We start from the raw sequence: 22,063 nt of genomic DNA on the forward strand, positions 1-22,063 counted from the left end.
CCTATTGCGCACTGCAAACTGCAACTGAATTATTTTGTTCCGCCTAATACCTCATCAATCATACCAAAGTCTTTAGCTTCGGTAGAAGTCATCCAATAATCACGATCGGATGCTTTTTCTACCCACTCGTAAGATTGTCCTGAATGTGATGAAATGATGTCATATAATTCTTTTTTCAATTTAAGCATTTCTCTCAAATTGATCTCCATATCTGATGCCACACCTTGTGCACCGCCCGAAGGTTGGTGAATCATTACCCTAGAATGCTTTAACGCTGCACGTTTGCCTTTAGCGCCCGCTACCAATAAAACAGCACCCATTGATGCGGCCATACCAGTACAAATTGTTGCCACATCTGGTGTGATGTACTGCATGGTATCGTAAATACCTAAACCTGCATATACAGAACCGCCCGGAGAGTTAATGTAAATTTGGATATCCCTGTCTGCATCTACCGATTGCAAAAACAATAACTGCGCCTGAATGATATTTGCATTTTGATCATAAACAGCATCACCTAAAAAAATGATACGATCCATCATCAAACGAGAGAACACGTCCATTTGTGCAACGTTTAACTGGCGCTCCTCAATGATGTAAGGCGTCATCCCTTTTGGCGAATTGTTGGTAGCGCCAATAAATCTATCTACGTTTAATCCGTTAATACGATGATGTTTAACGGCATATTTTCTAAATTCGTCTTTGTCTATTTTCATGATTCGTTTTAGCTAAGAGCATGGAGCTTTGAGCAACAATGCTTTTTAAAAATTTTCTGTAAGTTATGATGTCAAACACTAAACTAAAAATTTAAGTTACATTTTTAGAATGGATACCCTCTAATATTTAACTTTTAGATATTGACAAACCCTATACCATTTAAAAATATATGACATTATTGCATGCTAGGCCTTATTAGACTTTTTGAAAAGCTTGTAATCATTTTAGCTAGCATTTCTAGTTCTTCCAAAATCACTGCCAGTTCTTGGTCAGAAACTAACTGCCGTTTATGAAGAACTAAAACAATATTTGCATTTTCAAAAACAGAACGATGAGCAAAATTCAAAAACCTCCTGAAATCTAAAGAAGAACTTGATCCCGAACCTTCTGCAATATTATTAGATACGCTAAGAGCAGCTCCTCGAAGCTGCTCTGCAAATCTATATTTCTTTATTTCCTCTAACTTTTCGGAAATATCAATCAACTTATCACCTGTTGCGATAGCCTTCTGCCATATTATCAGGTCTTGAAATCTGAATTTTGCCATTCAGCAAAATACAATTTTAGTTAGACATTATGAAGCTTTTGGCTCCATGCCCTTTGCCCAATATTACTTCAACTCCGTAAACTTGTTGTAAGCAATTTCCTTTTCGTTTAAGGTAGCTACGGATTTAATGTAATCGAAAACTTTTAATGCTTTAACCTCTTCGAAAACACGGTTAGCATTTTCTTTTTCTTGCAAGAAGTTAGCGGCATATTGCGCCAATTGGTCTTCTGGAAGTGGCGTTGGGCTATACATTCTAAATTGTGCATCTAAACGTTGCTTTGCTGCTTCGAAAACGTCTTTATAATCAATTTTAATGTCGTTGTCTTTAATGATTTTATTCTCGATCAAAGTCCATTTCAGGTTTTTAGCAAAATCATCGTAACCTTGTGCCAACTCTTCGTCGGTTAATTTTTCGTTGGTAGCTTTTAACCATTTACGCAAAAACTCATCTGGCAATTGCATTTTAGTTTGCTCGGTAAATTGAGTGTAAATGTCGTTTTGCAATTTACGATCTGCATCTTGCTTAAACATGCCTTCAATTTCTTCTGTAATTTTAGCAGTGAAACCAGCTTCGTCTTTTACCGTATCAGCACCGAAAATTTTATCGAAAAATTCTTGGTTTAAATCTGCTTCTTCTAAACGGTTTACGTTTTTAACTGATACCGAGAATTTAGATTTCAATTCAGCGGCATCTTCTTCGCTGATGTTTAATAATTTTGCAATTGTAGCGGCATCGCCACCAAAAGCTTTATTCACATCAAGCTCTAAAGTATCATCTTTTTTAACACCAACTAGGGTTTTCAAGATTTTCTTGTCAGTTACTAAATCTAAACGGATAGAACCAGTAGCTACAATACCGCCTTCAAATTCAGTACCATCGTTAGCTAATTGTTTCAATTCGGCATAAAGCACATCACCTTCGGCAGAAACTTCAGGATTTGTCATTTTACCATAGCTCTTACGGATATTAGCAATACGCTCACTTAAAGTTTCTTCGTCGGCTTTAACGTTGTAGTGCGTAAATTTATCTTTAGAAGAAACCTCTATATCAACTGCTGGTGCCAAACCTAGCTCATAGGCGAAGTTAAAAGTATCGTTATAGTCCCAATTGTATTGAGAATCGTCTTCTTGAACAGGAAGCGGTTGACCTAAAATCTCAACGTTATTATCAGTAAGGTAATTTGTGATTTTATCGTTCAACATATTGTTGATTTCTTCTACCAAGATGCTTTTGCCATACATTCTTTTAATGTGTGCAGCTGGCACCATTCCTTTACGGAAACCTGGTAAATTAGCTTTTTTAGCCTGCTCCTTAATAGCTTTATCTACGTTTGGAGTGTAATCTTCAGGGGCTAAAGTAATTTTTACTAAAGCATTTAAATCGTCAATTTTTTCCTGTGTAATATTCATTTAGATATGAGTATTGAGATATGAGATTTGAGACAAAAAGGTTAGTCCAAACACACACATCGATTTATGTTTAATTCTTTATCAATGTCTTTTTAAAATAAAACCGTCCCAATTTGCATTGGAACGGCCTTAATCTTTATTGTGCGGAAGAAGGGACTCGAACCCCCACGCCGTGAAGCGCCAGATCCTAAGTCTGGTGCGGCTACCAATTACGCCACTTCCGCAGTTAGGATTTATTTAGGACTGCAAAGATAGAAATTACATTTACTATTTTACAATAATTGATAAAAAAAAATCAATTATAATTCGATACAAATCTAAATCGCTCATATTCAAGGAAAATAATTTTTAGTTAAATCCTAGTCCGCTGATAGAAAGGTTTTCAGCACCTACAGCTACTTGTGCCTTACTGGCTTTTACCTCGAAATAATTGATGGCTGGACACATCATCTCTGTGTATCTTGTCTTATTAAACGGAACAGCCACCATCTCATTATTTATTAGCCTAAAAAGACTAGTTTGTTTCCATTCTCCGTTAGCAACCTTGGTTTTTGTAGCTTGAACAGGCTTTCCTTCGTTAGCTACTTGATCTATGGCATTTACACGCTTAAACTCGCCAACTGTGTTTAATAAATAGCCATCGCAATCAAAATCTTTTTCAAACTTCTTTCCTGCACCCTCTACCACAAACCTAACTTTCTTATCAGCAAGCAATACCAACGACATTTTTACTTCTTCTCCTGGATACCAATAATACTCTTTTTGTGCTGGTGCATTTTCAAAAACAGCTTTTTGCCCACTCTTATGTTCGGTTCTGCGCAAAAATGGCCTAAATGCTTTGCGTTGTTTAGAAATTTGCCCTTTCTCCTCCCTCACTACTTCCCAAGTTAAACCAATATCTGTTTCTTGATTTCCCATACTACCACCCATATAGATAGATGGATTATCTAAATATTGTCCTGGTTTTTTAGGATGCTTTCTATCTTCATCAAAAACGATGGTTGGTAAAATCACCGTACCTTCAATACCTCGCCAATAATCGTGGCTAGAAACTAATTTTCGGTAATAAGCTCCCTCAAAACACGGCCTTTGGGCTACTGGAAGTATTTCGTTAAGAATAACAATAGTTTTATGGCTACTTAAAGTTGAGGTTTTATTAACCACACACGCTACCAAACTGCCCATACTTAACAAGGCGAAACCAAATCTAAAACGACGAATAATTTCAATAATTAATGATTCAAGTTATCTCTTAATTAGTTGATTTTGAAACTCAAAAAAATACTGTACTGCCTTAACCAACCTGCTTCCATACCAAGAAAACATTTCTCCATCAACCAACATTACTTTTGCATTTGACAAAGCCAATTGTATTTCATCTACATGTTTTTCTTTAAATGGATAGGGTTCTGAAGATAGAAAGACCAGTTCACAGTTCATGGTTTTCAGTTGGGAAAGCTCAATTTCCGGGTAGCGGTTTTCCTTAATTACATTACGCAAGCCTATTTTCTGGAGTATATCGTTAATAAATGTAGCTCTTCCAGCTAACATGTAAGGGTCTTTCCAAATTAAGTAAGCTGCCGTTTTATCAATTGCTTTTTCTAGCGCTAAAGTCTGTAAATCTCTAAAACCTGCACCAATTAAGTGGTTTAAATAGGTTGCTTCTGGCTGCCGATCTACCAAAGCTCCTATGTCGGCAATAGTCTGCAGGGCGTCTTGCAAGTTATAGATTTCGCTCATCCAAACGGGAAACTCTTGTTGCAACAATTCAATATCAGCTCTGCTATTTTCTTCTTTGTTACCAATAATCAAATCAGGCTTTAATTCCCTGATGATCTCAATTTTGAGGTTTTTTGTGCCGCCTACTTTCTGTTTTGCCGCAAATTTTTCTATAGGATGTATGCAAAACTTGGTTAGCCCAATCACTTCTTCATCCAAACCTAAATCGAAAAGCAATTCGGTTTGCGAAGGCACCAAAGAGACAATCCTTTTAGGAGGATAAGTGATAGAGATTTCGTTGCCAAGCTGGTCTGTGAAGGATTTATGCATAAAGCAAAGATATATTTCTGGCAAATTAATGCCTACGAAAGATTTATTTCTATAATATTTTCATGGTGCATTAGCCAAAGATATTTAGCCCTAATGAAAACAAAAAGCCCATTTATCTCTTTTTATATATAGGATACTTAAGATAAAAGCATGAGCAGAACAATTATTATTTCGAATAGACTACCCGTAAAAATTAGTAAAATTAATGGAAAATATGTACTTAAAAAGAGCGAAGGCGGTTTAGCTACCGGACTTGGCGATGTTTACAACAGCGGAAGTATGCTATGGGTAGGTTGGCCTGGTATTGATATCCCTGAAAAAGATCAGCCAGAGATCATCCAAAAATTAGTGTCACTTAATCTCATTCCTGTCTTTTTAACACAAGAAGAAATCAACTTATATTATGAGGGATTTTCTAACGAAGTATTATGGCCAGTTTTTCATTACTTAGTTACTTATGCCCGTTACGAACAAACCTATTGGGACAGCTATATTGCTGTGAACGAAAAATTTGCTGCAGCAACTCAGCAAGCCTTTAACGAAGGTGATAAAATATGGATACAAGATTACCAACTTTTACTTCTTCCATCGTTATTAAGAGCACAATTACCCGAAGCTACTATTGGTTTTTTCCAACATATCCCCTTCCCATCTTTTGAAATTTTTAGGCTAATTCCGTGGCGAGATAAATTGATAGATGGTATATTGGGTGCCGATTTAATTGGTTTTCATACTTACGATGATGTTCGTCATTTTTTAAGTGCAGCTTCGCTTCTTACACCAATTACCTTTTCCTCAAACATTATTGCGATGGGCAACCGGCAAATTATTGTAGAGCCTTTCCCCATGGGAATTGATTACGACAAGTTTGAGCAGATGCCATTACAACGACAAGTATTGGCAGAGATAGAAAATTTAAACAGCGAAAAACATGGCAGAATTATACTATCTATAGACAGGCTAGATTATAGCAAGGGCATTTTAGAACGCATTAGAGCATACGAACTTTTATTACAATTACACCCTAAATTTATTGGAGAGATAAGCTTATTTATGGTAGTTGTTCCATCTAGGGATACCGTTGCGCAGTATAAAGAACTCAAAGAGAATATTGACCAATTAGTAGGGAACATTAATGCGAAATATCGAACATTAGATTGGGTCCCCATCAATTATTTTTACCGTTCTTTCTCTATGAAAACGCTTTCGGCCATGTATTGCGTAGCTGATATTTGTTTAGTTACGCCAATGAGAGACGGCATGAACCTGGTAAGCAAAGAATATGTAGCCAGCAGAAGAGATGAAACTGGTGTGCTTATTTTAAGTGAAATGGCTGGCGCTTCTAAGGAACTGAGCGATGCCATTATCGTTAACCCGAACAACCTTGGAGACATGATGAATGCCATTGTAGAAGCACTAACCATGCCTTTAGAAGAGCAGAAAAGAAAAATGCAAATTATGCGATCTTTAGTGCGCAAATTTAATGTAAAGAGATGGGTAAGCAACTTCTTAGCTCGTATGGAGGATGCTAAACTACTACAATACTCATTAAAGACTAAACATGCTGTAAATATGGTAAGTCAAGGAATTATTAGTAGATATGCCGCTACCCAAAAACGCATTATATTTTTAGATTACGATGGAACTTTAGTAGGCTTTAAAACTAATATAGACGAAGCCAGTCCAGATGAAGAGTTACTACAACTATTAAATGATTTCGCTGAAGATACACAAAATACACTGGTAATTATTAGTGGCAGAAAACATGAAACACTACAACAATGGTTCGGCCACCTTAACATTGGCATTATTGCAGAGCACGGTGCCTGGCAAAAAAAACAAGGCGAAGAATGGCACTCGCTACCTTTATTAAACGACCAATGGAAAAGCGAAATAAAAAGTATTTTAACAACTTATACCGACCGCACTATAGGTTCTTTTATTGAAGAAAAAAGCTTTTCTATAGTTTGGCATTACCGCAAAACAGAAAGTGGCCTAGGCGAATTAAGAGCTAACGAAATTATTAACAATATGCGAGTTTTGGCGGCCGACAAAGGTTTACAGATTATGCCGGGCAACAAAGTTATCGAATTTAGAAACATGGAAGTAAACAAAGGAAAAGCGGCCATGAACTGGATGCACGAAACGGCATACGATTTTATACTTGCCATGGGCGACGACCATACCGACGAAGATCTTTTTAAAGCGATGCCAAACAATGGGATTACGATAAAAGTTGGCAGTGAGGTTTCGGAAGCGAAGTTTTATTTAAATGATCATTTAGAAGTAAGGGAATTGTTGAGATCGATATTGGAAAAAAGTAAATAAAACGTCATTTCGGCCGCAGCGCAGCGAGTGGACAAGTTAAAGAAAGCTTAACTAAATCTTTGAGCATGATTAAATTTCAAAGATTTCTCGACCAACTTACGATGACGGCAATCTATAAGTGTTACAAGCTTAAAAATCCGTTACAAAAACACAGGCCTATCTAACTTCGTTGCAATGCGATAAGCGGCATTCATTAAACCTACATGGCTGTATGCCTGCGGGAAATTCCCCCATTGGCTGCCCGTTTTGGCATCCACATCTTCACTAAACAACAACAAATGGTTGCAATATTTAATGATATTCTCGAAGGCTTCTACCGCCTCATCTACCCTTCCCACGCAAGCCAATGCTTCTACGTACCAAAAAGCACAAATTAAAAAAGTAGTTTTTGGCTTGCCAAAATCATCAGCATGTATGTAGCGGTAAAACAACCCATCTTCTGTTTTCAGCTCTTTTTCTAAACCAATTAAATGATCTTTGGCTCGTTGCGAAGCAGGATCTAAGTAGTTCATCATTATTAACTGCAGTGTACTGGCATCTAAATGCTTACTTCCAACTGCATTGGTATAAACCTTTCTTTCTGCATCATAACAAGCTTCAATATAACCTGTTGCTTTATCAATTAATATTTTGGCTCGGTGCTCTAAAGCCTTATTACCTATGGTTTTTGCCATTTTTAATGCGGCATGGGCACCCGCCCATTGAAACAAATTACTGTAGCAATGCGTATTGGCAATATTCCTAAATTCCCAAATGCCAGCATCTTTTTCATCAATGGTGGTTTCTATTTTTTTCAAAACACCAGCTATCCACCGTACCGAATCTCCGCGTTCAGAAAACACAAAGCGATGATCTGTATAAAGCGGCAACATAGCAATCAGTACTTGCCCATTAATATCGTTTTGGATATGCTCATAAGCCTGGTTTCCTATTCTAATTGGCTGTTCGCCTAAATAACCCTGTAAATGTGTTAAGGTTTCCTCTACAATATTTCGTTTGCCCGTAATACCATAAAGTGGCTGATAGCGTTTGTCTGTATCAAAAGTTATGTCAGAAATATAATCGAAGTATTTCTCCATCTCCTCAAAATGACCAATATGGTTAAGGGAAGTAAGTATGTAAAACGAATCGCGGAGCCAACAGTATCGATAATCCCAGTTTCGGGTACTCCCTAACGCCTCGGGCAAACTTGTGGTACTAGCCGCAATAATGGCTCCCGTATCTTCATATTGGTGTATTTTAAGCACCAAAGCCGAGCGAATAACGTGTGGTTGGTAAAAACCCGCAATAGATGAATGCTTAATCCACAAACGCCAATAAGCAGTGGTTTCTCTCAAAAACCGTTCTGCCGTAGCTACAAGAGGCGCATCTAGGTTATAACCATAAGTAAAAATCAGGTATTTTGTTTCGCTAAGCACAAAATCTTGCTCATTTAAAATATAGTTTAAGGATACATTGGTAGTTAAGCGCATATCTTCTTCGCAACCAAAATAATCGATATGGTTACTGCCCAATGCCTTTCTCATTTTGCTTTTTCCATAATCGCAAACAGGTTCGCAAGCTATCTTTATACGCGGAGCTCCTTCTAATGGTTCTATTTTTCTAATGAGCATTAAGGGTTTAAAGTAACGCTCATGCAAATGAAAACGTGGTGCAAAATCTGTAATGCGATATTTGCCATTAGCAGCAGTAATTTCTGTTCTTAAAACGTTGGTGTTTTCTACGTAATATTGATGAGAGCTGTATTCTATAGTTGGCAGAATAGTGCATTTGCCTCCTTTTTGCTCATCCAGCATGCTACCAAAAACGAAAGAACTATCGAATTTTGGCCAGCAGAGCCAGCTGATATTGGTATTCTTATGAATATGAGCGATGTAAGCGCAGTTCCCGATAATTCCGGTTTGATATAAATGTGTAGCTGTCATAAAATAAAAAGATGTTACTCTTATTTACAACAGAAAAACTGAGGTTATGGTTTACATAAGTCCAACATTACTGACGACGTAGTAAAAAACGAATATTTCAATTGATTGCGAGCTAATATTCAGAAAACTACAATCATTGCTCTTTCTTTTTTATCTTTATCCTGCGCAGTTGCACATAGCATCCCATTTTTAGCTGGATTGGTGCAACTTTATAGCGCATATATACAAGTTACAGGCAAGCGTAGAACGACTCGTACTAAAAAAAATCGAACTGAAAGAAATATGACTGAAAATCTAAAAAATATAACTTCTCAACTAATTGAGAAATACATTGATATTTTAGAGGAAAATGGAGAACCTAATGAAGCATATAAATATTTAGCGATAAATACATTCCAACAAAATTGGGATTTGGAAGCAGAGGATTTTCACCAAATGTTCAGAAACTCTTTAAGTAAAGTTGCCAATTTGCTTTATCAAAACTCGTGGGGATTTATAGAAAAATCAGCACAACTTTTTCCTAATGAAGTACGGGAAATGTTTCGGAACTTATACGATGAATCTGTAGATATTTCACAAAGAATTAAAACTTTTCAGACCAAATCAGAAAATATACTTCCAGAAGTCAGACAATCATTAAATCGAAACAACATTAACGCTCAACAAGACGAAAGGACAATCTCGGTTTATTTGGCTTTTCGCTTTCCTGAAAAATATATGTTGTACAAAGCGGATTATTATAAAAACTTCTGCAAAGAACTCAACACAAAACCGAAAAAATCGGGAGAGTGTTTTTTGCATTTGCAGGAATTAGCCAATCAAATCATTCAGGAAGATTTGTTGGATGAAAATTTCATCAATACATATCGTAAGTTTTATCAAAAACCAGATTGGGATGATAAATATTTGATGATTCAAAATGTGTTGTATGTCGTTTTTAGAGATTTTAAAGATTTCAACCTACTCGAACTTTTCAAAAAATTTGATAAAAAGCAATTAGAAGAATACTACGATTTTTTAGACTTAATAATAGAAAACTTTGGCTTTCAAGAAGAAGATAAAAGGTTGGTTTTTAATGCCGATAAAAACAAAATTGTTTTTACAATCGGACAAAGATATATTTGGAATACTGCAACCATTGGCAAAGACGATTATAAATTCCGAACTATTTCCGAACAGCAGATAAGTACCAATTTTGTAAATTTTGACGGTAGTCCTACTGCTTATTTATGTAAACTAAACGATATTTCAGAGGCTCATAAAAATAAACAATCTGTGTTTAACTCAATTGAGAACGAACTCAATCGCACTCAAATTTCAGGCTATTCCAAATACAACAAAAAAGAATTGGAAAAAATGGCTTTTGACATTGATTTCCGAAATGAGATTTTGAACAAATTAGAATATCAGACAACACCCGAAATGCAAATGGAAAATATAAACGTGGATAAAAGGATTCCGCTAAATCAAATCCTTTTTGGTGCTCCGGGAACAGGGAAAACATACAACACAAAAAGAATTGCTGTTGAAATCATTAATGGGGAAAAGAACAGAACTCGTAAAGAAATCAATGTGGAATATGAAGATTTGGTAAACACAAAACAGATTGTGTTCACTACTTTTCATCAAAGTTTAAGCTACGAAGATTTTATTGAAGGAATAAAACCCGAAACAACGGACGGAAATGTTACTTACGAAGTCAAAGACGGTATTTTTAAAAATTTGTGTCAAAATGCCAATCCGAAAAATACCGTAAGTTTTGAAAATGCCTATGAAAAACTACAACAAAAATTAGCAGAAAACGAAGTTATTGAACTTAAAACCCCGACAGATAAGACCTTTTCAATTGCTCTCAATAAAAATGGCAATTTAAGTCTGATGACTGGAAGTAAAAGAGAAAAACAAGGAGTATTAACCAAAGAAAAATTATTACAACAATTAAACGGTAAAGAAGTTTTTATTGGTTGGGAAGGCTATTTTAAAGGTGTTATCAATTATTTAAAGTCAGAATTTAGCTTTAATCCAGAAACGACTGAAAACACCAAAAATTATGTACTAATCATTGACGAAATTAATCGTGGAAACGTTTCAGCAATTTTTGGAGAGTTGATAACGCTTTTGGAAGAAGACAAAAGAAAGGGAAATAACGAACAAACCGAAGTTGTGCTTCCTTATTCTGCCGATAAATTTTCCGTACCAAATAATGTTTACATTATCGGAACAATGAACACTGCCGACCGAAGTGTAGAAGCTCTCGACACCGCTTTGAGAAGACGGTTTTCATTTGTTGAAATGCAACCAAATCCAAGTATTTTAATCGATTCGGAATATCAAGATGTGGATTTGAAACAATTGTTGGAAACAATAAACCAACGCATTGAAGTGTTGATTGACAAAGACCACCAAATCGGTCATTCTTATTTTATCGGAATCCAAAATTTAGACGATTTGAAGCTGGTTTTCAAAGACAAAATCATTCCTCTTTTGGAAGAGTATTTTTATGGCGATTTCGGAAAAATTGGTTTGGTTTTGGGTGGATATTTTATTTTTCAAGAAGAAAACACGGCAAAATTTCCAAAAAATTTCGCTTATGAAAATGACTTTTTAGAAGATAAAAAAGTATATCGTTTCACGCCTTTTGAATATTGGAACGAAAGCACATTTATTTCGGTTTACGAAGATTAACGAATGAATAATAAAAAGTTCATACAAGTATTCGAGTATCAAAAATTGCGATACGATGATTCGGGAATTTTCCGAAAACATCATTTTGATGCAATGGTAAAATTCAATGAATTGCACCAAAACAAATACTTTACGATTATTCACAAAGGAATCCGTTTTGGAAGCTATGTTGGTGTAATTCAAATTGGTGGCTTAACGATTGAAATCCTTCCAAAGGCTGATAACAACGAAAATGCAGACAAAAACCTTTGGCAAAATATTTTGCTGAATATGCTCAAAGTATGCAAACACATTCAAGTTGAATCTATTTCAGAAACCCAACTCAAAAAACGATACCACTCGATTTTAGATGTTTATTTCGAGTTGTATTTAAACGAAGTTGAAAGATTGGTAAAAAAAGGTATGATTAAGAGATACCGAAAAAATCAATCTAACCAAAACGCACTAAAAGGCAAATTACTTTTCGCTCAAAATATTCAGCAAAATTTGGTTCACAAAGAGCTGTTTTATTGCGAACATCAAGTTTATGACAAAAACCATTTGTTACATCAAATTCTGTACAAAGGTTTATTGATTTTAAAGACTTTCGTAAAAGATTCGTTGAAAGACAAATTGAACCGATTATTGTTTGAATTTCAGGATTTTGAAAATATCAATATTCAGAAAAAGCATTTTGATAAAATCATCATCGACCGAAAAAATCACGATTATCAAAAAGCCATTGATATTGCTAAAATCATCATTTTGAATTATTCGCCAAGTTTGAATTACGGTAACGACAATTTACTCACACTTTTATTTGATATGAATGCATTGTGGGAAGAATATATTTTTCGCATTCTCCAAAAACACAAAACAGATGAAATAGAAGTTTCTTTTCAAAATTCCGACAAATTTTGGGAAAGCAAACGCATTCGTCCCGACATTGTTCTAAAAACCAAAAACGAAACATTTGTAATTGACACAAAATGGAAAATCATTGAAGCTAATAATCCATCAGACGATGACTTAAAACAAATGTTTGTTTACAATCTGCATTGGAAAGCTGAAAAAACATTGTTGCTTTATCCGAAAACCAATCAAATAGACAGCAATTTCGGAACATTTCATTTTGACAATTTAGGCAAAAAATGTAAACTTGGATTTGTGGATATCACGAACGAATTGACAATTAAAAACAGTAAAATAGTGGCGAAAGAAATTTTTGAGAAGCTATAAACACAGAACGCCAGCCTGTAACAAGGGCTTTGCAATAGTGGGGCGAAACTGCAAAGTTTAACGGTAGTTCTTCGATTTAACATTTGTGCAAAATTGAAGATTTTTGCTTCGATTACCCCACCATCGCAAAGCCCTGAAACGTTAATGGCAAATGGTTGAACAACGAACCAAAAAAACACATATTATGAGTTTTGGAAAATCTTTTGAAAGAGAATTAGGAAAAAATACAGGAAAATGGGTAAGTAACGTCATTTTTGGAGATGGGCACTCAACACCTTATCGTAGAGTTGGCTCTACTCAACATCGTGAACCTCGAAGAACACAAGCAGAATTAAGACACGAATTAGAAATTCAACGAATCGCAACGGAAGAAAGAATTCGGAGGAATCAAATTGCAGCAGAAAACAAAAGACAAAAAAAAGAACAAAATTTATTGATTGATTCAGCTGTTCTTCAAAATATTGATATGATTTCTTCTATTAAAGTTACAAATAATAGCGAACAACTTGTTGATTTACTATCAGACTTATCTATACAAGTAAAAACTAACAAATGGCACGGAAATAATGAGGAAGGAAAAATCAGAAACAAATACAACGAAGCCTTATTGGAAAAATATAATCAAGCTTTCTTACGTTTAAAGTCAATTGACCCTAATAATGCACAAATAGAATATTTCGAAAAAAACATCAAAAACTTCAGAAAAAAAAGATTTCTAAAAAAGAATCAAATTTTACTAATAATAGTGTCATTCATATTTGCTTTTTTCTGTGTTTTCTTACTTTCAGAAGGACTTTTTACAATCGTTTTTGGACCAATAGCGTTAATTGTGGTAGCTATAATTGGCTATAAATATTACAAACGTAATCAAAAAAATGATACCGCAAAAACAACGAATGTCAGATACACTCAAGAGGAAAGAAAAATCGAAGAAGAAAATATAATTGAAGAAGAAGCTGTGTTTTTCGATTTGAACGAAAATGAACGGATAGAAAAAAGACTATCTGAAATTTGGAATAAATACAGAGGTGTAAATAATCAAATATTGAGCAAAAAGCCAATATTTTCAGCAGACGGAGTAAATGAAAGTATTCTCTTTGTGGGTATCAATCCTTCCTACAATCCCTCTGATGACAACACTTTCATAAAAAGTAATGACGGAAATTCTTTAATGTACGGAAGTTTTTATCAACGTCCTGATGCACCAGAATACTTTAAAGCTTTAGAATTTTTCGCAAACAAACTCAACAAAGGATACACACATATAAACTTGCTTTATGCTCGTGAAGATAACAGAGAATTATTATTGGATAGCGACCACAATTTTATTCGTGAGCAACTTGAACTAACCTATGAAACAATACTAAAACTTAAACCTGTTGCGATTTTCTTTTTTAGCGACTATTGTAAAAATTTAATTTTTGGAGCTGACCGTTGGGTGAATCCAAATTCAGAATCCAATGGAAGTTATATTTTAAATGGAACAAATTTCCCTGTATTTTTCACAAACGACATAACTTCTATGACTGCAATAGAACAAATTGAATTGATTAGAAACGTAGAAAAAACAATCTAAAAATCTTTTCTATTTATGTATAGTTCGAGTTTTAAAAAATTGATAAACGAAAGTTCAGATAATACATATATTGGTCGAGGTAATACAAATGCAAATATTTTATTTGTCGGCAAAGAATATTCAAAAGCAAACGAAAATTCAGAATTTGACGGAAAGTATTGGAAAGAAAAGATTGCAAAAAATGAATCTGTATATCTGACACATAAAAAAGCTGTTGGAGAAGGACATACTTGGAGCAAATATCAAAACCTACACGATTGCATTTTTGAAAAACCTAAAACAAATATGTTTGATTTTGAGGAGTTAATTTTCACAACCGAAATGAGTGAAATTCCTCAAAAAAACACAAGAAATGCAAAGAGAAACCCCGAATTTGAACCAAAATTAGCTAAACGAAAACAAGAGTTTTTTAAATCCGACTTTATTCAAAATTTTCCTGTTATCGTTTTGGCTTGTTCCGATTATATAAAGAATAACGATGAAATCAGAGAAATAGATGAAATCTTTGGAGTTCATTATAAAGATGAATATGAGAAGAAAATCTATACAAAATCGAATTGGTTTTTCTCTCATTACAGCGATGATAAAACAAAACTTGTAATTCACACAAGACAATTAAGTACAAATGTTATGTCTGAATTGTTAGCAAATATGGGAGAAGTTATTCGGAAACATCTAATTTTATTAAACCTTCACCCCTAATTCCACCAGCCATTAACAAGGGTTTTGCAAGAGAGCGGGTTAAGTGCTTCGTTTGAAACTTTTTCGTAAATTTAAACATTAGTGCTTCGATTGAGGTTTAGTGCTAAAAAACCGCTCCCTCGCCAAGCGCCAAACCGTTATAAGCAAGTTAAAAACAATATAAAATATGGCATACTTAATTACATGTAGCGGAAGCAAAAAAAAACCTACCAATTCTAAACATGGAAAATTAGAAGATCTGTTCAGGCATGACCTTTTAGGTGAACATCGGATAAATCTAATTAAACTATATAAAGATCATCTTGACTGGAGTAAAACACTTCCAGCGTATGAATTGTATTGTGGCCCTTACTCTAAAATATATAACAAGATAAGCCCAAATAATTGGCATAAAAAAAGCACTGAAATATTGATTCTATCTGCATTATTCGGCTGGATAAGACACACTGATTTAATACCATATTATGATTTGAAAATGGATAAGAAAAAAGGAGAAATGAAAGTGCCAACATATTTATTTTGGCGAAATTTAGCTGTCTTGCCCGATATGATAAACATAAACGATGTTGATTTACTCTCTGCAAATTATAAGAAGGCGTTGGATACAAATGGCATGATAACGGCAGTTTCACCAAATGGATTTCAATACAGTGACAGAGGTGATTGTGTCGGATATTGGTTAGAAAATGAATTGAATCGCATTTAGCACTATGGAACAAATCAAGGAATATATAACAAAGAATAATTTTTCGCTATTCAAGACTACTAGTAACGATAAATTGTCTGCGCAATTTGATAGCAGAGGCTTTCATTTTTCAGAAGATGCGAACACATTTTACTCGACTATAAAGAATGACCCGCATTTATATGTCGCTTTTGGAGATAATTCATTTTACATTGGAAAATCATTTCAATCAGGTGGCAGATGGAAGAGGTCTCATTACTATCATTTAGGAATTCTAGCACATGAAATTTTGAAAACATGTAAAATAGATGATCAATATCATGGTCATTGGGTTGATGCATGGATGCATAGAGAAACTTTTACAATTGAAAGTGATGTCTATTCAATTGCCTTAAAACAAGATGTGCGAATTTCCTTTATCCCATTCAGTTTATATTCAAATAAAGATTTTAAAAAACTATCTAAAAAGGAGATTCAAGAGATTAATAAATCAACAGAAAAGCAACTTATTGAATCTTATGGTAACGATGATATAGATTTACTTAATATTCAGAACAGGAAATCAACCAGCTTATAATAGCGTGTAAGCAATATTCCCTTGCCCCCGCACTTGCGGGGCAACACAGGCAACATCGCCTACACGCGATACGTTAAAGTACAAGCATAGTGTCAGTTTTAGTATATCGAAAAAAGATTTATCTCAGCTTATATAGTTTAAAAAGCACGAAATTAACCAGCAAAAAAGCTTTTCAAGCTATTTCTGAAAGGCTTTTATAAATTTAGAAGTTTAAAAATTAAATCACCGTTCCATTAGGCACAACTGCGCCTTTTTTAACCACCACAATTCCGTCCTTAACTACGTAAAAGCCATAATCGCCTTCGGCCAAATGGGCGCCACCGTTAATGCGTACATCATTACCAATTTTAGAATTTTTATCAATAATGGCATTGTTAATAAAGCATCTATCGCCAATGCCCAACAAAGGAACACCTTTTGCGTTAGCCTCATTAATTTCATCCAAATTTTGGTACATATCGCTACCCATTACATAGCAATTGGTAATAACGGTTTGCTTGCCAATTCGGGACCTAATTCCTAAAACTGCGTGTTCTATTCTACTGGCCTGAATAATGCAACCTTCGGCAATAATGGTTTTTTCTAAAGTTGTACCCGAAACTTTTGACGGGGGCAACATTCTTGCCCTAGTAAAAATGGTGTGCGACGTATCGAACATATTGAATTGGGGCAAATCGTCTGTTAAGCCCAAATTTGCTTCAAAAAATGAAGAAATATTACCAATATCTGTCCAATAACCTTCGTACTGATAGCTTGACACTTGATGATTTTCTAATGCACGCGGAATAATTTCTTTACCAAAATCCTTTTCTTCTGGTTTTTCGTTCAACATCTTAATCAACACATCTCTGTTAAACACATAAATACCCATCGACGCTAAGAAATGTTTTCCTGCACCTTGCATTTCCTCACCGGTATCCGAAGTCCAATCTGGCAACAACGCTGCAGCTGGTTTTTCTATGAATGAGGTGATAGCCTTGTTTTCATCGGTTTTCATGATCCCAAAATCGGTAGCATCTTTTGCCGTTACCGGAATAGTTGCAATAGAAATCTCAGATCCGGCATCGATATGCGCTTTTAGCATATCCTTAAAATCCATCTGGTAAAGCTGATCTCCCGATAGGATTAAGATATAATCGAATTCGTGACTGACAATATGGTGCATACATTGGCGCACCGCATCGGCCGTGCCTTGAAACCAAGCCGGATTGTCTGGCGTTTGTTCGGCCGCCAAAATATCTACAAAAGCCTTAGAGAAATGACTAAAATGATACGTGTTTTTGATGTGCTTGTTTAACGATGCCGAATTAAACTGGGTAAGCACAAACATGCGGTGTATGCCCGAGTTTAAACAGTTAGAAATGGGAATATCTACCAACCGATACTTACCCGCAATAGGCACGGCAGGTTTGGACCTGGTTAATGTTAATGGCGCCAATCTGGATCCTTGACCTCCTCCTAAAATAACCCCTAATACTTTTTCAGTCATAGTTTTTACGGTTTTACATTTGGTATATAGCTATGTATTGTTGTGCCGAGTTATCCCACGAATGGTCTATCGACATCATGTATTTTCTAATTTCTTTTACTTTTTTTTGGTCTAGATATAATTCGTATGCCCTTCCTATGGCATGCCCCACGTCCCATACGCTAGTTTGGTCGTGACAGATACCAAAACCACCTTCACCAATATCAATTACGGTATCTTTTAAGCCACCAATACGCCGCACAATTGGGATAGTGCCGTATCGCAACGCATACATTTGGTTTAGGCCGCAAGGTTCTACCCTCGATGGCATTAACAGAAAATCTGCCCCTGCATAAATTTGATGCGACAAAGCTTCATTGTAACCGATGTAAGCATTATACTTACCTGGATATTTTTGAGTAATTTCACTTAACCGATCTTCTACCTGGCGGTTTCCCGAGCCTAAAACCAAAATATTGATTTCGCCACCGCTCTCGGCCAAAGCATTGTCAAAAATATCGGGCAACAAATCAGCTCCTTTTTCTCCCACCAAACGCCCAATAAATGTATAAAGTGGTTTAGTTGGGTCGAGGTTAAAAACACGACAAAGCTCTTCTTTGTTTACTTTTTTACCATTTTCTAGCGTTCTAGCATTAAACCCTTTTACAATCATTTTATCTTTAGAGGGGTTCCAAACTTCGGTATCTATGCCATTAAGCACTCCAAATGATTTTCCTCGTTCTTGCACTAGCAAACCTTCCAAGCCATTTGCCGAATGGCTAATTTCATCTAAATAACTTGGAGAAACTGTAGTAACTCGCCACGCACATTTAATGGCGGCAGCTAATGGATTGATAGAATTTCCCCAATCGAGCTTGCTGGTATTGATTAAATCGAAGGCTGGAAAATAGTGTAATTTATCCCAACCAAACTGGCCTTGGTATTGTGCATTATGGATGGTTAAAACCGTAGGTACTTGGTTTAAGTGCGCATACTGATAGCAATTGCCTACCATAAACGGAATTAAACCAGCATGATGATCGTGAACATGAATAACATCTGGACGGTGTTCCCATTGCGCAATCCAATCTAATGCAGCAATTTGAAAAGCAATAAAACGTTCGGTATCATCGCTGTAGCCATATACCCCATCTCTATCAAACAAGCCTGCAATATGTACCAAAAACACATCAAAACCCAGTTTATTGGTCGTTTCTTTTAATATCCGAGCTTGGTAATTGGTTATTCCTACTTTTACCCAACCATTGTAAACTGTTTCAAAATCATTCTCGTATAAAAATTTAGAGTTATAGGCCGGCATCACCACTTTGGCCACATGGCCCAGTTTGTTTTGATATTTGGGCAAAGCCCCAACAACATCGCCCAAACCACCTACTTTAGCAACGGGATAGCATTCTGCACTTAGATGTATGATCTCCATAAAATAATACTCGGATAGAAATTGTTTTAAATTACCTAAATCATCGAGTATTGCAAACTTTTACATCAAATTATTTAAGAAAACTAAGCAATATCAAATTTAACCACAGCACTTGTCCCACTTACGGGATGCACAGGTAGAGGTTATTTTAATATTCTTCTTGCGCCATTATGGCGTAAAACTGATGAATGGAATTGAACTGTGGATGCAAAGAAACCACCTCTCCGAACACCAATAAAGCTGGCGAGCTCAATTTCTTTTCCGTAATTAATTCTTCTATGGTATCTACAATGCCAACCACTACATTTTCTTCTTTTGACGAACCATTTTCGATGACTGCAACAGGTAAATTGGCCTTCCCTTCTGCTTTAAAAATACCAGCAATCTCTTTGATTTTCTCGATACCCATTAATACCACAATGGTAGCGTTAGATTTTGCAGCAACGTATAAATCTGGAGAGATTTCGCCTTGTGCATTGGTACCGGTAACTACCCAAAAACTCTCGCTCATGTTGCCATAAACCATCGGTATTTTTTGCAGGCCAGGTACACCTAACGCACTAGAAACTCCCGGTACAATCTCTGTTGGGATACCGTAAGATTCTGCTGCGTTAACTTCCTCGTAACCACGAGCAAATACAAACGGGTCGCCACTTTTTAATCGCACTACATGGCCATAGTTCAAAGCGTAATCGATCATTAACTTATTAACTAATTTTTGAGAGAAAGAATCATCATCAGAACGTTTACCTACATAAACCTTAATAGCGTTTTCTGGCACATGATTTAACAAAGCTTCGTTCACCAAGGCATCGTACAAAACTACATCGGCAACAGCTAAAGCTTTTACACCTTTTAAGGTTAACAAATCTGGATCGCCAGGCCCAGCTCCTACTAAAGTTATTTTAGGTTCAACTGTATTTCTTTGTACTTTCTCTAAAATCATTGTACTGTATTTTTAATCGACAACACAAAAGTATATTATTTCTACCTTTTTAGTAGTGTTTATTTTGAAATAAAAATATCTTATTGATTTACAGTATAATAAATTTTATTGCTAGTTTTTAAATTAGATAATTTGAAGCGCAATTCTAGCAGGTCTTAGCTTCCGCAAGTCCTCGCCTTCGCTAAACTTGGCTGCGGGCTTTTCGCTTCGTTCAGGGCTATTTTACTTACGCTTTTACTATTATTTTAGGAATAAACAACTCAAATTTAAGTCAAGTTCCTATCTCTAAACCAAACTTCATCTGGTGTAACTGAGAAACATTGCATTTTTTCTATTAGAATAGAAGCCTCACTTTCGTTAAATACCAAATCTCTGTTGGTCTGCTTAAGGAAACGATGCTGCACCATCATATCCATCTGCACAAAAAGCGGATCGTAAAAACCACCGACGTTTAATACACCAATAGGTTTGGCATGTAAACCCAACTGCAACCAGGTTAGCACTTCAAAAAATTCTTCTAAAGTTCCAAAACCACCGGGTAAAATCACAAAGCCATCCGACAAATCGGCCATTTTCTGCTTACGCTGGTGCATATTTTCGGTAATGATCATTTGTGTTATGCCCTTATGCCCTACTTCCTTGTCCATCAAAAACTGAGGAATTACGCCAGTAACCGTTCCACCCAGTGCCATTATCTCATCAGCAATTACGCCCATTACACCAACGCTACCACCACCGTAAACCAGTTCAATATTTTGGTTTACCATTGTTTTTGCCAAATCTACGATAGCTTGTTTAAGGGTTTCATCGCCATTAAAATTAGCTCCGCAGTAAACACAAAGTGATTTTAGGTTTTTCATAAATCGAAGATAAAATTCTTTCTTCAAATCAAAGTAGAATTTAACTTTATCGTTTTAATTAAGGAAACTAAAATTCAAATCCTAAAGTAGTTCCATAAATTCTAAGACCTTCTAGTGCACCTGCATTACCTGCCGCATCTTGCGGTTACTCAAAATAGTGGTTTCGCCTGTTTTCCTCGACCAAATAAGCAAAGAGAATTTCTCTAATCTAAATCCTAATCTAGCATTTAGCAATGAAATAGGCTAATTATAAAGCAAATCTTTCAGTTGTATTAATAGCAGAAAAAACAAAAATCAGTATCTTCGTTTAAACATGATTCGACTAAACCATTTGATGTATGACTTCCGAGAAGGGAATGAAACTGCTTTTAAGCATTTTATGAAGCAACATCTCAATGCATTAACGTTTCATGCTTATAAAATCTGTCGCAATAAAGAAGTAGCGGAAGAAATTGTGGCTGATACCTTTTCAAAATTGTGGTTACGTAAAGACAACTTTAAAAGTGAAATCAATATTAAATCTTTTTTATACATCACTACCCGCAATGCCTGCCTAGATTATGTCCAATCGGTCAAACACAAACAAAATAGTCTCTCCATAGAATTAGATGAAAGTTTGGTGATGCAAGATACTGATCCCCTCACTAATTTAATACATGCAGAAGTTATTAAATCGTTAGTTGAAGAAATTAACAAACTACCTCAACGGCAAGGTGATGTATTTAGAATGTTTTATTTGGATGGCCTTACTACCGATGAAATTTGTAGTCATTTAAACATTACGCCCAATGCTGTATTTCTAGCTAAAAATAAAGCTGTAGCCACCATCAGAAAAGTGTTTTCCGATAAAGATATATTTATATACCTTATTCTTCTAAAATTGCTATTCCCAAAATAAAAAACTTGACCCGTAGTGCATTATAAATAAG

At 35.5% G+C, this 22,063-nt stretch carries 18 protein-coding genes and 1 tRNA gene; 8 read left to right on the plus strand and 11 right to left on the minus strand.

The window, feature by feature from the left end; all coding sequences use genetic code 11:
• Positions 1–29: 29 nt before the first annotated feature.
• The 6 genes from clpP to B3I52_RS06460 form a co-directional block, all read right to left on the minus strand.
• Positions 30–716, minus strand: a complete 687-nt coding sequence (clpP, locus tag B3I52_RS06435; protein ID WP_293299659.1) for an ATP-dependent Clp endopeptidase proteolytic subunit ClpP — start codon at positions 714–716, stop codon at positions 30–32.
• Positions 717–892: 176 nt separating this feature from the next.
• Positions 893–1,264: a four helix bundle protein gene (locus B3I52_RS06440; RefSeq protein WP_293299661.1), complete on the minus strand. Its 372-nt coding sequence runs from the start codon at positions 1,262–1,264 to the stop codon at positions 893–895.
• A gap of 63 nt (positions 1,265–1,327) precedes the next feature.
• Positions 1,328–2,674 carry a trigger factor gene (gene tig, locus B3I52_RS06445; RefSeq protein WP_293299663.1) on the minus strand — a complete coding sequence of 449 codons (1,347 nt, stop codon included), beginning with the start codon at positions 2,672–2,674 and terminating at the stop codon, positions 1,328–1,330.
• 142 nt (positions 2,675–2,816) lie between these two features.
• Positions 2,817–2,898, minus strand: a tRNA-Leu gene (locus B3I52_RS06450).
• 124 nt (positions 2,899–3,022) lie between these two features.
• Positions 3,023–3,859 carry a hypothetical protein gene (locus tag B3I52_RS06455; protein WP_293299664.1) on the minus strand — a complete coding sequence of 279 codons (837 nt, stop codon included), beginning with the start codon at positions 3,857–3,859 and terminating at the stop codon, positions 3,023–3,025.
• Positions 3,860–3,919: 60 nt separating this feature from the next.
• Positions 3,920–4,723: an ABC transporter substrate-binding protein gene (locus B3I52_RS06460; protein ID WP_293299665.1), complete on the minus strand. Its 804-nt coding sequence runs from the start codon at positions 4,721–4,723 to the stop codon at positions 3,920–3,922.
• Positions 4,724–4,873: 150 nt separating this feature from the next.
• On the opposite strand from B3I52_RS06460, the gene B3I52_RS06465 reads away from it, so the two are divergent.
• Positions 4,874–7,051 carry a bifunctional alpha,alpha-trehalose-phosphate synthase (UDP-forming)/trehalose-phosphatase gene (locus B3I52_RS06465; protein ID WP_293299667.1) on the plus strand — a complete coding sequence of 726 codons (2,178 nt, stop codon included), beginning with the start codon at positions 4,874–4,876 and terminating at the stop codon, positions 7,049–7,051.
• 140 nt (positions 7,052–7,191) lie between these two features.
• On the opposite strand, the gene B3I52_RS06470 is transcribed toward B3I52_RS06465, so the two are convergent.
• Entirely contained in the window at positions 7,192–8,976 is a 1,785-nt protein-coding gene (locus B3I52_RS06470) for a glycoside hydrolase family 15 protein (RefSeq protein ID WP_293299669.1), read from the minus strand.
• A gap of 105 nt (positions 8,977–9,081) precedes the next feature.
• Between B3I52_RS06470 and B3I52_RS06475 the strand changes: the two genes are divergently transcribed.
• The 6 genes from B3I52_RS06475 (at position 9,082) to B3I52_RS06500 (ending at position 16,419) form a co-directional block, all read left to right on the plus strand.
• Positions 9,082–11,661 carry an McrB family protein gene (locus B3I52_RS06475; RefSeq protein WP_293299670.1) on the plus strand — a complete coding sequence of 860 codons (2,580 nt, stop codon included), beginning with the start codon at positions 9,082–9,084 and terminating at the stop codon, positions 11,659–11,661.
• 3 nt (positions 11,662–11,664) lie between these two features.
• Positions 11,665–12,879 carry an McrC family protein gene (locus tag B3I52_RS06480; protein WP_293299672.1) on the plus strand — a complete coding sequence of 405 codons (1,215 nt, stop codon included), beginning with the start codon at positions 11,665–11,667 and terminating at the stop codon, positions 12,877–12,879.
• 184 nt (positions 12,880–13,063) lie between these two features.
• Positions 13,064–14,455, plus strand: a complete 1,392-nt coding sequence (locus B3I52_RS06485) for a hypothetical protein (protein ID WP_293299674.1) — start codon at positions 13,064–13,066, stop codon at positions 14,453–14,455.
• A gap of 39 nt (positions 14,456–14,494) precedes the next feature.
• Positions 14,495–15,157 (plus strand): hypothetical protein, encoded by a 663-nt coding sequence (locus B3I52_RS06490; RefSeq protein WP_293299676.1) that lies wholly within the window; start codon positions 14,495–14,497, stop codon positions 15,155–15,157.
• A gap of 166 nt (positions 15,158–15,323) precedes the next feature.
• A complete protein-coding gene (yaaA, locus tag B3I52_RS06495; RefSeq protein ID WP_293299678.1) occupies positions 15,324–15,863 on the plus strand; it encodes a peroxide stress protein YaaA in 540 nt (179 codons plus the stop codon).
• A 4-nt stretch (positions 15,864–15,867) separates the two neighbouring features.
• Positions 15,868–16,419, plus strand: a complete 552-nt coding sequence (locus B3I52_RS06500; RefSeq protein ID WP_293299680.1) for a hypothetical protein — start codon at positions 15,868–15,870, stop codon at positions 16,417–16,419.
• A 217-nt stretch (positions 16,420–16,636) separates the two neighbouring features.
• On the opposite strand, the gene B3I52_RS06505 is transcribed toward B3I52_RS06500, so the two are convergent.
• The 4 genes from B3I52_RS06505 to B3I52_RS06520 form a co-directional block, all read right to left on the minus strand.
• On the minus strand, positions 16,637–17,908 hold the full coding sequence (locus tag B3I52_RS06505; RefSeq protein WP_293299682.1) for a glucose-1-phosphate adenylyltransferase: 1,272 nt from the start codon (positions 17,906–17,908) through the stop codon (positions 16,637–16,639).
• A gap of 13 nt (positions 17,909–17,921) precedes the next feature.
• Positions 17,922–19,328, minus strand: coding sequence for a glycogen synthase (locus tag B3I52_RS06510; protein ID WP_293299684.1), 1,407 nt, complete (start codon positions 19,326–19,328; stop codon positions 17,922–17,924).
• A gap of 148 nt (positions 19,329–19,476) precedes the next feature.
• On the minus strand, positions 19,477–20,274 hold the full coding sequence (gene cobA, locus B3I52_RS06515; protein WP_293299686.1) for a uroporphyrinogen-III C-methyltransferase: 798 nt from the start codon (positions 20,272–20,274) through the stop codon (positions 19,477–19,479).
• Between the two features lie 266 nt (positions 20,275–20,540).
• Positions 20,541–21,134 (minus strand): TIGR00730 family Rossman fold protein, encoded by a 594-nt coding sequence (locus tag B3I52_RS06520; protein ID WP_293299687.1) that lies wholly within the window; start codon positions 21,132–21,134, stop codon positions 20,541–20,543.
• 313 nt (positions 21,135–21,447) lie between these two features.
• Between B3I52_RS06520 and B3I52_RS06525 the strand changes: the two genes are divergently transcribed.
• Entirely contained in the window at positions 21,448–22,032 is a 585-nt protein-coding gene (locus B3I52_RS06525) for an RNA polymerase sigma factor (RefSeq protein WP_293299688.1), read from the plus strand.
• Positions 22,033–22,063 lie beyond the last annotated feature (31 nt).

The organism is Pedobacter sp. UBA4863 (assembly GCF_002399615.1).
In the GTDB taxonomy this organism is placed as follows: domain Bacteria; phylum Bacteroidota; class Bacteroidia; order Sphingobacteriales; family Sphingobacteriaceae; genus Pedobacter.

Bases quoted from the DNA above. Each gene is read 5' to 3' on its own strand.
- clpP (WP_293299659.1), bottom strand. From the start codon at position 716: ATGAAAATAGACAAAGACGAATTTAGAAAATATGCCGTTAAACATCAT.
- B3I52_RS06440 (WP_293299661.1), bottom strand. From the start codon at position 1,264: ATGGCAAAATTCAGATTTCAAGACCTGATAATATGGCAGAAGGCTATC.
- tig (WP_293299663.1), bottom strand. From the start codon at position 2,674: ATGAATATTACACAGGAAAAAATTGACGATTTAAATGCTTTAGTAAAA.
- B3I52_RS06455 (WP_293299664.1), bottom strand. From the start codon at position 3,859: ATGGGCAGTTTGGTAGCGTGTGTGGTTAATAAAACCTCAACTTTAAGT.
- B3I52_RS06460 (WP_293299665.1), bottom strand. From the start codon at position 4,723: ATGCATAAATCCTTCACAGACCAGCTTGGCAACGAAATCTCTATCACT.
- B3I52_RS06465 (WP_293299667.1), top strand. From the start codon at position 4,874: ATGAGCAGAACAATTATTATTTCGAATAGACTACCCGTAAAAATTAGT.
- B3I52_RS06470 (WP_293299669.1), bottom strand. From the start codon at position 8,976: ATGACAGCTACACATTTATATCAAACCGGAATTATCGGGAACTGCGCT.
- B3I52_RS06480 (WP_293299672.1), top strand. From the start codon at position 11,665: ATGAATAATAAAAAGTTCATACAAGTATTCGAGTATCAAAAATTGCGA.
- B3I52_RS06485 (WP_293299674.1), top strand. From the start codon at position 13,064: ATGAGTTTTGGAAAATCTTTTGAAAGAGAATTAGGAAAAAATACAGGA.
- yaaA (WP_293299678.1), top strand. From the start codon at position 15,324: ATGGCATACTTAATTACATGTAGCGGAAGCAAAAAAAAACCTACCAAT.
- B3I52_RS06500 (WP_293299680.1), top strand. From the start codon at position 15,868: ATGGAACAAATCAAGGAATATATAACAAAGAATAATTTTTCGCTATTC.
- B3I52_RS06505 (WP_293299682.1), bottom strand. From the start codon at position 17,908: ATGACTGAAAAAGTATTAGGGGTTATTTTAGGAGGAGGTCAAGGATCC.
- B3I52_RS06510 (WP_293299684.1), bottom strand. From the start codon at position 19,328: ATGGAGATCATACATCTAAGTGCAGAATGCTATCCCGTTGCTAAAGTA.
- cobA (WP_293299686.1), bottom strand. From the start codon at position 20,274: ATGATTTTAGAGAAAGTACAAAGAAATACAGTTGAACCTAAAATAACT.
- B3I52_RS06520 (WP_293299687.1), bottom strand. From the start codon at position 21,134: ATGAAAAACCTAAAATCACTTTGTGTTTACTGCGGAGCTAATTTTAAT.
- B3I52_RS06525 (WP_293299688.1), top strand. From the start codon at position 21,448: ATGATTCGACTAAACCATTTGATGTATGACTTCCGAGAAGGGAATGAA.